Source organism: Streptomyces sp. NPDC088817 (genome assembly GCF_044750345.1).
In the GTDB taxonomy this organism is placed as follows: domain Bacteria; phylum Actinomycetota; class Actinomycetes; order Streptomycetales; family Streptomycetaceae; genus Streptomyces.
Map to the genome: position 1 here is coordinate 41418 of NZ_JBIVJN010000028.1, position 10131 is coordinate 51548.

Here is a 10131-nt window from a genome sequence, read left to right on the forward strand (position 1 = left end):
TCATGGTCTCCGTGGCCGAGCCGCCCGTTCCCCGCGACCCGCCGGCGCCGCCCGGCACGCCCGTGCCGCCGCCCGAGCCGTCCGCTCCGCCCCGTCCGGCGGAGCCCGGCCCGGAGCCGGCCGCGCCGCCCGAGCCCGTACGGCCCCGCCCGCCGGAGCCGCCCGACTGACTCCTGGCCGCTCGACGGCGTTCAGCCATGCGGGTGATGCCCGGGACACGCCGCCGTCCGCTGTGGTGGGCGGTGCTGACCGGCGTGACGGTGGTGTCGATCAGCACCGTGTCGCCCGTCGAACTGACGGTGGCCGGCCTGGCCGCACTGGCCGGGGCGTTCGCGGCACGGCGGATGCGCCCGGCCGGCGGGGTGCGGGTCACGGGGTTCCGCCACGCGGCCCGCGCCGCCCTCGCGCTGCCGTACGGGCTCGCGCGCGGCCCGGCCGTCCTGGTGTCCTCCGTGGCCGCGCGTCCCGCGGAGGCGACCGTGCGGTGGGTAAGGCTGCGGCCCGGAGCGGACGCGGCATGGGCCGGCACGCTGATCGCCGCGTCGCCGGACACCTGCGTGATCGGAATCCCGGGCGACGACGTGGTGCTGGTGCACGCCCTGCGACCGGACGCGGGGCCGGTCGAGGCGGCGGTGGCCGGGACGGACGGGAGGCGGTGAACACCTGGACGGCGGCCGCGCTGGTCCTGGTGGCCGACACGGTGCCCGCGTACCTGTGGGTGGTGTCCCGCGGCACCGCGGTCCGCCGTCTCACCGGGGCCGCGCTGCTGCCGACCACGGTGGGCGCGGTGTTCCTCGTCCTGCCGCAGGCCTACCACCGGCCCGCCTACCAGGACCTCGCGCTGATGCTGGCCGTCCTGGCCCCGGCCGGCACCCTCGTCTTCACCCGCTTCGTGGCGGGCAGCCGCCACGAGACCCGTCCGACGGACGTGGCGCTGTCCCAGCTGGCCGTCGGCACCGCGCTGACCCCGCTGCTGATCCTCCTCACCGTCCGCAAGGTCGCCCGCCGCTCCAGCGGCGCCGGCGACCTTGCCGGCACGGGCGACGGCGAGGGCCGGGAGTGACGGCGCGCACCCGGCTATTCCTCTTCCTGGTCTCCGCCGCGGTGATCGCCGCCTTCTTCACCGGCGCCTGCCTCCGGCTCCCGCGGTTCCGGTCGGCCCGGCACCCCTACGGCGACCGGGCGGTGGCGGCGGCGATCGCCCGGCACACGGCCAACGTCGTCTCGTCCGTGAACTTCGACATCCGCGCCTTCGACACCCTCGGCGAGGAGTCCATCCTCTTCGGCACCGTCCTCGGGGCCACCCTGCAGTGCGCCACCTGCATTCGGGACGCCTCGGCGACTATCTGGCCTGGCTCGCCCTCGGCATCGCGGTGCTGTGCGCCGCGCTCGCCGCCCAGTCCTGAGCCGGTCCCCCACGCACGCGGGACGGGGCGGCGTCATGACGTGAAGTCCACTTCGTCGGCCGTGACGATCCTGGCGCCCATGTTGCGCTCCATCATCTCCAGGGCCGCCGCCTCCAGGTGGGGGTGGATGGACGCGACGGCGTCCCTCGGCACCGTGACCGACAGATGGCGGATGTGCGCGTCCAGGGCGGAGTAGAGCACGCACTGCTCGGTGACCTGACCGCACAGCACCACGGTCCCGATCTCCAGTTGCCACAGCAGATAGGACATCGGCGTCTCGTAGAAGACCGAATGGCGGGCCTTGACCACGAACAGCGAGTCGTCGTCGGGCCGTATCGGCTCCACCAGTTCGGCGTGCGAGCGGGCGAGCGCGGTCTCCACCAGCTCCCCGTGGTGGGAGCGCCACAGCCCGAAGTTGTCGTTGGCGTAGATCACCGGCGCGTCCGCGGCGCGGGCCCGCCCGATCAGGCGCGCCACGACGGGAACCACCCGGCGGGCGGAGGGGAGAAGCAGTTCGGCGTCCTCGTGGTCGTACGTGTTGATCATGTCGATCACGATCAGCGCGCGTCCACCCTGCCGTCGCCCCCGGTCCGTGGGCCCGGGCACCGCGTCCACCACCTCGTACGTCGGTCAGTCGCGGAGCCGCGGCAGGACCTTGGTGCGGTAGAAATCGAAGAAGCCCTGCTGGTCCTTGCCGATCTGACTGACGTAGACCGTGTCGAACCCGGCCTCCACGTAGGCGTGCAGCCCCTCGACATGGGCCTCCGGATCGTCGCCGCACGGGACGGCCGCCGCCACCTGGTCCTCGGAGACCAGCTCGCACGCCTGCTCGAAGTGACGCGGGGTGGGCAGGACCTGCGGCAGCTCCCCGGGAAGCTGTTCGTTGGCCCACAGACGGTGCGCGGTGCGGACGGCCTCCTGCCGGTCCGTGCCCCAGCACACCTTGAGCCCGCCGCACACCGGGTGGGTGCCGCCGCCACCACGCCGGAAGCGCTCGACGAGGGCGGGGTCGGGCTTCGTCGTGATCAGACCGTCGCCGATCCGCGCGGCGGCCTCGGCTGCCTGCGGGCCGAACGCGGAGACGTCGACGGGCACCGGCTGCTCGGGCAGGGTGTACAGGCGGGCGTTCTCCACGGTGTAGTGCTTGCCGCGATGGCTGGTCTGTTCGCCGGTGAACAGCTTCCGGATGATCTGGAGCGCCTCCTCCAGCATTTCCAGGCGCACCGAGGTCTCGGGCCAGGGGCCGCCCAGGATGTGCTCGTTGAGCGCCTCACCGGTGCCGACCCCCAGCCGGAACCGGCCGCCGAGCTGTACGGCGCTGGTGGCGGCCGCCTGCGCGATCACGGCGGGATGCGTGCGCACCAGTGGGCAGGTCACCGCCGTCTCCACCGGCAGGGAGACCGCCTGGGAGAGGGCGCCCACCACCGACCACACGAACGGGCTCTGTCCCTGGCGGTCGTTCCACGGGTGGTAGTGGTCCGAGATCCACAGGGAGGTGAAACCGGCCTGCTCGGCCATCCTGGCCTGTTCGACGAGTTCTGCCGGGTTGTGCTCCTCGGACGACAGAAAGTATCCGAAGTCAGCCATCAGCGCTCCTGACCGGTCGTTCCTGCGGCTCTGCGACGGTGTTGCCGAGTACCCGGAACGGGCCGGGGCGCACGTCGTGGCCGCGGGGACCGCCAGCACGGCGGTGCCGCCGGCCCGGTGCCCTGCCGCTTCGGGGACGGGGAGCCGGGCCGGCCGCCGCTCACTCGGGGTCCTGGGCCGCGCTCATCAGCAGGTGGCCCCGGCGGAACCGCTCCCCCTCGCCGGGCTCGCGCAGCATCCGGCCGGTCTCGGCGAACCCGGCCGCCCCGGCCAGCTGCGCGAGGTCGTCGATCGGCCACCGGTAGGCCGTCGTCACCTTGTGGTCGAACGGTGTGACCGGCTCCCCCTCCGACTCGAAGAAGCCGAGCAGGAGGTGGCCGCCCGGCGCGAGCACCCGCCGGAACTCGGCAAGGTACGCGGGAAGGTCGCGCGGCGGGGCGTGAATGACCGAATACCAGGCCACGATGCCACCCAGGGTGCCGTCGGCCAGGTCGAGGGCGTCCATGGAGCCGACCTCGAACCGCAGGTCGGGGTAGGCCTCGCGGGCCAGCTTGATCATCACCGGTGACAGGTCGACGCCGAACACGTCGAGGCCCAGGTCCCGCAGGTGCGCGGTGACCGGTCCGGGGCCGCAGCCCAGATCGGCGACGGGCCCGGCTCCGGTGGTCCGGGCCAGCTCGGCGAACGCGCGGATCACCGCGCGGTCCAGTGGAAGCGCGTCGAGCGCGTGGCGGAAGAGGTCGGCGTAGAGGACGGCGACGGCGCTGTAGGCGTCGGCGGTCGCGTCGAGGTGGGAGAAGGATCGGGTCACGAGCGAGAAGCCTAGAGCCCACTACTTGCACGAACACGCAAGTATGCGGCTATGCTGCTGAACGGCAGCAGGAGGCGCTTCGTCATCCCGTCCCGCGCGCCTCCATCGTCCTCCGGCGCGACGAGCGAACACGGAAAGAGGAAAGGACGGTTGGTGATGAAGGCTTTGCCGCACCCGCGAGGCGGCGCCGGCGCCGCCGTCCTCGGCGTGCTCGCGTTCACCACACTGGAGATGACCGTCCTGGCCACCGCCCCGGCGGCGTACCGTCCGGTCATCAGCGGCGCCCTGCTGGGCGCGGCAGTCACGGCGTTCGCCCTGCTCGCAGCGGTGCTGCGCGCGGATCGCAAGGCCACTCGGCAAGCACGGCGCCGGGCTCTGGAGCTGATGGACGAGTCGTCGTTCACCGCCCGCGCCCTGGAGGGTTTCCCCATGGAAGCGGTCCGGCCCCGTCTGCTGGGGCCGAACGCTCCCTCCCTCAACCACCTCTACACCGCGTGGGCCTTCGCCGCCCGCGGCCACGACACGGCCTGGCTCGTACGCCACCTCGACCTGCCCGCACCGCTGGCCCGGTTGCTGACCGACGCCGCCGCGGCCCGCCTGCGGGACTGATCACGGCCGTCGGCGTGGTCGCGTGATCAGCCCCAGTCGCCGCCGAAGTCACCGCCGCCGTCCGACCCGAGACCACCGTCGAATCCGCCCGCGAAGTCGGACGCTCTGAAGTCCGCCCCGGAGAACTCACCGCCGTCCGGCAGCTCGGGGGTGGACGAGACGCCTTCGCCGGAGCCGGCGAAGGCGGACGGGGCGCTGAGCAGGCTCCCCAGCAGCGTACCGGCGAGCAGCCCGCCGGCCACCGCGCCCGCGCCGCCGAAGTAGCCGCCCGCCCACGGCGCGTACGCCGGGCCGGCGTTCCAGTACGGCTGGGCGCCCTGGCCGGTGTCGACCATCCGCGCCATCGGCTCCCCGCCCCGGGCGACCCGGGCGGCGTCCTCCGCACAGGCGGGGACCAGCCGCGGAACGCCGCCGGGCGGGGACCAGTTCACATCGTCGGCCGAGGGGCCGTGACGGGGGTCGAAGAAGCAGGGCACACGGCGCTCGGGCAGCGGGGTTCCACCGCGGCGGGCGGCCAGGGTGGCGAGGGCGAAGCGGCCGTCGGCCAGCGTGGCGGTCACCGGCTGCACGTCCTGCGGCCCGGCCGCCGCGGCCATCTGCCGCTTGGCCAGCTCGTAGGCGTCGAGGGCGTGGGAGTAGTCGTCGCGCATCTCGTCGGTGGCGCCCGGCTCGGACGGGGAGAAGGCCAGCCGGTCCAGCTCCTCACCGAAGGCGGTGATGTCCTCGTCCACCACCACCCGCAACGCCTCCAGTTCCCTCCGCTCGGCCTCCCGCCGCTTCCTCGCCCGCCGGTACAGCGCGTATCCGCCCCCGGCCGCACCGGCCGCGAGCAGGCCGCCGACCATCAGCCCGCCGTTGCCGGAGCCGCCCTCACCGCTGTCCTTCCAGGACGCGGGGGCGTGCCCCTTCGCCTGCTGGACGGCCTGGTCGACGAACGCGTTCAGCTGTGTCTCCGTGTCCGAGGCGTAGGAACGCCGCACCGCTCCCCGGAGGTTGTCGACGGCGCTCTGCGACATCACCTGATGGTCCGCCTTGGCGTTGAACGACTCGCCCAGGCGCACGGCGTACACCCCGCTGATGCCGGTGAGTGAGCGCAGGTCCGGCATCAGGGACGCCTGCGGGTAGTCGGCGGACCGGGGCAGTACCGCGACGAAGACCGGCTTGTCCGCGGCCTCGATCCTCGCCGCGAGCTTGTCGGCCGCGGACTTCGGCAACTCCCCCGCGGCTCGCGGGTCGACGTACACCGGCCCCTTCTTGAAGGCCTCCGCCACGGCACCGGTACCCGCGTCCGTGGCCGCCGACGCGCCGAAGGCCGGCGGGGCGAGTCCCACAAGAGCCGTCACACCCACGACGGCGAGGGCCCGGGCGAAGCGGGACCACGGCGAAACACGCACGACTGAGACCTCCTTGAACCCCAAAACTTGTTCAATTGCGCAATAAGGAAAGTATGCCAGACGGGCCCACGGCCAGGTGGAGTTCGGCACGAGTGTCAGCGACTCGAGAGCCGGGCCGGAGCCCTACTTGCATACATACGCAAGTAGTGGGCTACCATGTGGGACGTTCGAAGGCTGAGTTGGGGTGAGCCGGGATCCGCCCGGCCGCTCCTTGCCGAGTCGCACGGCGCACCGCGCGCCCCGGCCGGAAGGAGGCGAGAGACATGGACCGCGACAGCAATGGTCCGAGTCACAGTCGTTCCGCCTCGACGGCCCCTTCGTTCCGGCGGCGTTGACCGACCCGCGCACGCCCGCGCACCGCGCACGCGCGGCCCTGTGACCCACGGCTGAGCCCCGCCCGCGGTGGCCGCACGGACACCCGCGCGCTTCGGGGCGCGCACTCGCGTCGCGGCGGCGTCCTTCCCGGCCTTCCTGATCCCGACTGCCCATCACTTCTCCACCCGGGGGCGGCACTCCCGCCGCCCCGGTGTCTTCCTGACCGAACTGCTCCGCGCCGCGGCCGGCCCAGCCGTGTGCTCACGCCTGCCGTCGTGCGCGGAGGGAGGTACTTCGATGACCGACACGTTGACCACCCCGGAGCGCCTGGCCCCGCCCGGCCGCAGCCGCCGCGAGCGCCGGACCGCGGAACTGGAGGCCCGCACCCGTGCGGCAGGCAGGCGGCTGGCGCAGATCAGCCGCACACCCGCCGCACAGGTCCTGCGGGACACCGGCAGCCCCGGGCCGGGCCTGACCCGCGCCGAGGCGGCGGCCCGGTTGGAGCGGGACGGCGCCAACGTCGTCGCCCACGAGCGGACGCCCAGGTGGTACGTCCAACTGGCCAAGGCCTACGGAAACCCCTTCATCGCCGTCCTGGTCTTCCTGGCCGGCGTGATGCACTGGCAGGACCCGGCCGACCCCGGCGTGCTGATCCTGTCGACGATGGTGCTGATCAGCGGCGTGCTCCGGTTCTGGCAGGAGTACCGGTCCGCGAAGTCGGCCGCCACGCTCAAGGCGCTGGTCACCACGACTACCAGGGTGCGGCGTTACACGGCGGAAGGTTCCACTCCCTCCTCCCGCGAAGTGCCGATGGAGCAGGTCGTCCGGGGCGATGTGATCCAGCTCGCAGCCGGCGACCTGGTGCCCGCCGACCTCAGGCTGCTGACCGCCAAGGACCTGACGGTCAGCCAGGCCGCCCTGTCCGGCGAGTCACTGCCGGTGTCCAAGGCCGACACCCGCGCGATCGACCTCGGGCAGCAGGAGACCGACGACCCCGTCGAAGCCGGCAACCTCTGTCTGATGGGCACCTCCGTGACCTCCGGCACCGCCACCGGCGTCGTGGTGGCCACCGGGTCCGACACCTACTTCGGGTCGATGGCCGGTTCCCTGGTCGGAGCGCGCCCGCAGACCAACTTCGACAACGGCGTGCGCAGGGTCAGCTTCCTCCTGATCAAGTTCATGCTGGTCATGGTCCCGGTGGTGTTCGCGGTCAACGGCTTGACCAAGGGCGACTGGAATGAGGCGTTCCTGTTCGGTATCGCCGTCGCGGTCGGGCTCACCCCCGAGATGCTGCCCATGGTGGTCTCGGCCAATTTGGCGCGCGGAGCGGTGGCCATGTCCAGGCGCAAGGTCGTGGTCAAGCGGCTCAACGCGATCCAGGACTTCGGTGCGATGGACGTGCTGTGCACGGACAAGACCGGCACCCTGACCGAGGACCGCATCGTCCTCGACCGCTACCTGGACGCGCACGGCCAGGAGGACGACGAGGTGCTGCAGTACGCGTACCTCAACAGCCACTTCCAGACCGGCCTGCGCAACCTCATGGACCAGGCGGTGCTGGACCTCGTCGACGAGGCCGAGGAGATCGTCGTCGACGCCCGCTTCACCCTGGTCGACGAGATCCCCTTCGACTTCGCCCGCCGCCGTATGTCCGTGGTGCTGAGCCGCACGACGTACGCCGACGCCGAAGCCGCCCGCTCGGCCGAGCACACCCTGATCACCAAGGGCGCGGTCGAGGAAGTCCTCGCCCTGTGCACGCACATGACGGACCGGGGCCAGCGGATCGAGCTGACCGCGGAACTGCGCGAGCAGGTCACCCGTATCGCTCAGGACCACAACCGGAAGGGCCTGCGAGTCCTGGCCGTCGCCACCCGCTCACTGCCCGCCACCCGCGGCACCTACACCGTGGCCGATGAGGACCAGCTCACCCTGGCCGGCTTCCTCGCCTTCCTCGACCCGCCCAAGGCCGACGCCGCCCGGGCGCTGCGCGCCCTCGCCGACAAGGGGATCGCCGTCAAGGTCGTCACCGGCGACAACGAACTGGTCGCCGCCCGGGTCTGCGCCGACGTCGGCATCGTCGTGGGCGAGGTCGTCACCGGGGCCGTCGTCGAGGACCTCGACGGCGGCGAGCTGACCGAACTGGCCGCCCGTACCACCGTCTTCGCCAAGGTCAACCCGGTGCAGAAGGCGCGCATCGTCCGCGCCCTGCAGCGCGGCGGACACACCGTCGGCTTCCTCGGCGACGGCATCAACGACGCCGCCGCGCTGCGGGACGCGGACGTCGGCATCTCCGTCGACACCGCCGTCGACATAGCCAAGGAGTCGGCCGACATCATCCTGCTGGAGAAGGACCTCACCGTCCTCGAACAGGGAGTGCTGCAGGGCCGGCAGACGTTCGGCAACACCATCAAGTACATCAAGATGACGGCCAGCTCGAACTTCGGCAACGTCTTCTCGGTCCTGGTCGCCAGCGCGTTCATCCCGTTCCAGCCGATGCTGCCGCTGCACCTGCTGGTGCAGAACCTGTCCTACGACATCTCACAGCTCGCCACCCCCTGGGACCGCATGGACCCGGAGTACCTGCGCAAGCCGCGGAACTGGGACGCACGCGGGATCGGCCGCTTCATGGTGTTCATCGGGCCGATCAGCTCGGTCTTCGACATCACGACCTTCCTGGTGATGTGGCACGTCTTCTCCGCCAACACAGTCGGCAGCCAGAGCCTGTTCCAGTCGGGCTGGTTCATCGAGGGCCTGCTCTCCCAGACCCTGATCGTGCACATGATCCGCACCCGCAGGATCCCGTTCATCCAGTCCAGGGCGTCCGTACCGGTGATGGTCATGACGGCAGCCGTGATGGCCTTCGGTATCGCACTGCCCTTCACCCCGCTCGGTGCGTCCATCGGCCTGCAGCCGCTGCCCATGAGCTACTTCCCGTGGCTGATCGGCACCCTGCTCGCGTACTGCGTCCTCACCCAGCTGGTGAAGACCTGGTTCATCCGGCGGTTCGACAGCTGGCTGTGACCGGTTTACCGGCACTGTCGCGTCCGCGATTGCACCGCCCCCGGACCGATCTGATTGGCTGTCCCCGTCGGGCAGTCACCCGGGAGCGAGGAGAACGATGCGCGTGGACGTGCAGCAGGTCGCGGACGGCACCTATCTGGTGCACGGCAGCAACACGAACTGGGTCATCCTGACCGAGGGCGATGCCGCCACACTGATCGACACCGGCTACCCCGCCGACCGGCAGCAGTTGCTCGAATCGCTGACGGCGGTGGGGAGTTCACCCCAGGCGGTGGCGGCCGTGCTGCTCACCCACGCGCACAACGACCACCTGGGCTCAGCCGAGTACCTGCGCCTCACCCATGGCACCCCGGTACACCTGCACGAGGCCGAACTTCCGCACGCCCGGCGGGAGTTCCTGCACCAGGTGACCGTCGGGCAGGTGCTGCGCAACGGCTGGCGGCCGGGCGTGCTGCCCTGGGCGGTGCACGCCCTGCGCCTCGGCGGCACCGCGCACGTGCCGGTCGCCGCGCCAGAGCCGTTCCCGGCCGCCGGCCCGCTCGACCTGCCGGGGCGACCCGTGCCCGTGCACACGCCCGGCCACACCCAGGGCCACACCGTCTTCCACCTCCCCGACACCGGCGTGGTGGTCTCCGGCGACGCCCTGGTCAGCGGCCACCCCACCTCACGGCTGACCGGACCGCAACTGCTGCCCGACATGTTCCACCACCAACGCGCCCAGGCACTGGACTCGTTGGACCGGCTCGGAGGCCTGGAGGGCGACCTGCTGCTGCCCGGCCACGGCCCCATGCACCGCGGTCAGGTGGGGCAGGCGGCGCTGCAGGCCCGGGAACGCGCCCTCCAGTGACCGGAGAGGTCCGCCGTCGCGAGCCGGTGAACCTTTTCCGGTCGCAGCACTAGTAGTGCTTGGTCAGGTTGCTCTTGGGGTCGGTATGTCGCGGTGGCAGGTGGGGCAGGCGCCGGTCCAGGTCGCGAGGAGTGTCTGGAG

At 71.9% G+C, this 10131-nt stretch carries 10 protein-coding genes; 6 read left to right on the plus strand and 4 right to left on the minus strand.

Features of this window, described 5'->3' with window-relative positions; translation table 11 throughout:
• The first annotated feature begins 2 nt into the window (after positions 1-2).
• From ACIP4X_RS34060 to ACIP4X_RS34070, 3 genes are read left to right on the plus strand one after another with little or no spacing between them, the layout of a single operon-like run.
• Positions 3-170, plus strand: a complete 168-nt coding sequence (locus ACIP4X_RS34060; RefSeq protein WP_358737339.1) for a hypothetical protein — start codon at positions 3-5, stop codon at positions 168-170.
• Between the two features lie 36 nt (positions 171-206).
• A complete protein-coding gene (locus ACIP4X_RS34065; RefSeq protein ID WP_401352178.1) occupies positions 207-659 on the plus strand; it encodes a hypothetical protein in 453 nt (150 codons plus the stop codon).
• Positions 656-1063, plus strand: a complete 408-nt coding sequence (locus ACIP4X_RS34070; protein ID WP_401352181.1) for a monovalent cation/H+ antiporter complex subunit F — start codon at positions 656-658, stop codon at positions 1061-1063. The genes ACIP4X_RS34065 and ACIP4X_RS34070 overlap by 4 nt, the downstream gene beginning before the upstream one ends.
• Positions 1064-1439: 376 nt before the next feature.
• Here the strand turns inward: ACIP4X_RS34070 and ACIP4X_RS34075 are convergent, their stop codons facing one another.
• The 3 genes from ACIP4X_RS34075 to ACIP4X_RS34085 all read right to left on the minus strand — a co-directional run bounded on the left by ACIP4X_RS34075 (position 1440) and on the right by ACIP4X_RS34085 (position 3804).
• A complete protein-coding gene (locus ACIP4X_RS34075) occupies positions 1440-2012 on the minus strand; it encodes a cysteine hydrolase family protein (protein WP_401352184.1) in 573 nt (190 codons plus the stop codon).
• A 24-nt stretch (positions 2013-2036) separates the two neighbouring features.
• Complete coding sequence (locus ACIP4X_RS34080) at positions 2037-2993, minus strand: LLM class F420-dependent oxidoreductase (RefSeq protein WP_401352187.1); 957 nt, start codon at positions 2991-2993, stop codon at positions 2037-2039.
• Between the two features lie 160 nt (positions 2994-3153).
• A complete protein-coding gene (locus tag ACIP4X_RS34085) occupies positions 3154-3804 on the minus strand; it encodes a class I SAM-dependent methyltransferase (RefSeq protein ID WP_358737330.1) in 651 nt (216 codons plus the stop codon).
• A 156-nt stretch (positions 3805-3960) separates the two neighbouring features.
• Between ACIP4X_RS34085 and ACIP4X_RS34090 the strand changes: the two genes are divergently transcribed.
• Positions 3961-4413, plus strand: a complete 453-nt coding sequence (locus ACIP4X_RS34090; RefSeq protein ID WP_391460160.1) for a hypothetical protein — start codon at positions 3961-3963, stop codon at positions 4411-4413.
• A 26-nt stretch (positions 4414-4439) separates the two neighbouring features.
• Here the strand turns inward: ACIP4X_RS34090 and ACIP4X_RS34095 are convergent, their stop codons facing one another.
• Positions 4440-5807 (minus strand): hypothetical protein, encoded by a 1368-nt coding sequence (locus ACIP4X_RS34095; RefSeq protein ID WP_401352191.1) that lies wholly within the window; start codon positions 5805-5807, stop codon positions 4440-4442.
• A gap of 612 nt (positions 5808-6419) precedes the next feature.
• On the opposite strand from ACIP4X_RS34095, the gene mgtA reads away from it, so the two are divergent.
• Together mgtA and ACIP4X_RS34105 are read left to right on the plus strand one after the other, a co-directional pair.
• Positions 6420-9143: a magnesium-translocating P-type ATPase gene (mgtA, locus tag ACIP4X_RS34100; protein WP_401352194.1), complete on the plus strand. Its 2724-nt coding sequence runs from the start codon at positions 6420-6422 to the stop codon at positions 9141-9143.
• Positions 9144-9240: 97 nt separating this feature from the next.
• Positions 9241-9990 carry an MBL fold metallo-hydrolase gene (locus ACIP4X_RS34105; RefSeq protein WP_358737323.1) on the plus strand — a complete coding sequence of 250 codons (750 nt, stop codon included), beginning with the start codon at positions 9241-9243 and terminating at the stop codon, positions 9988-9990.
• The last annotated feature ends 141 nt before the right edge of the window (positions 9991-10131 follow it).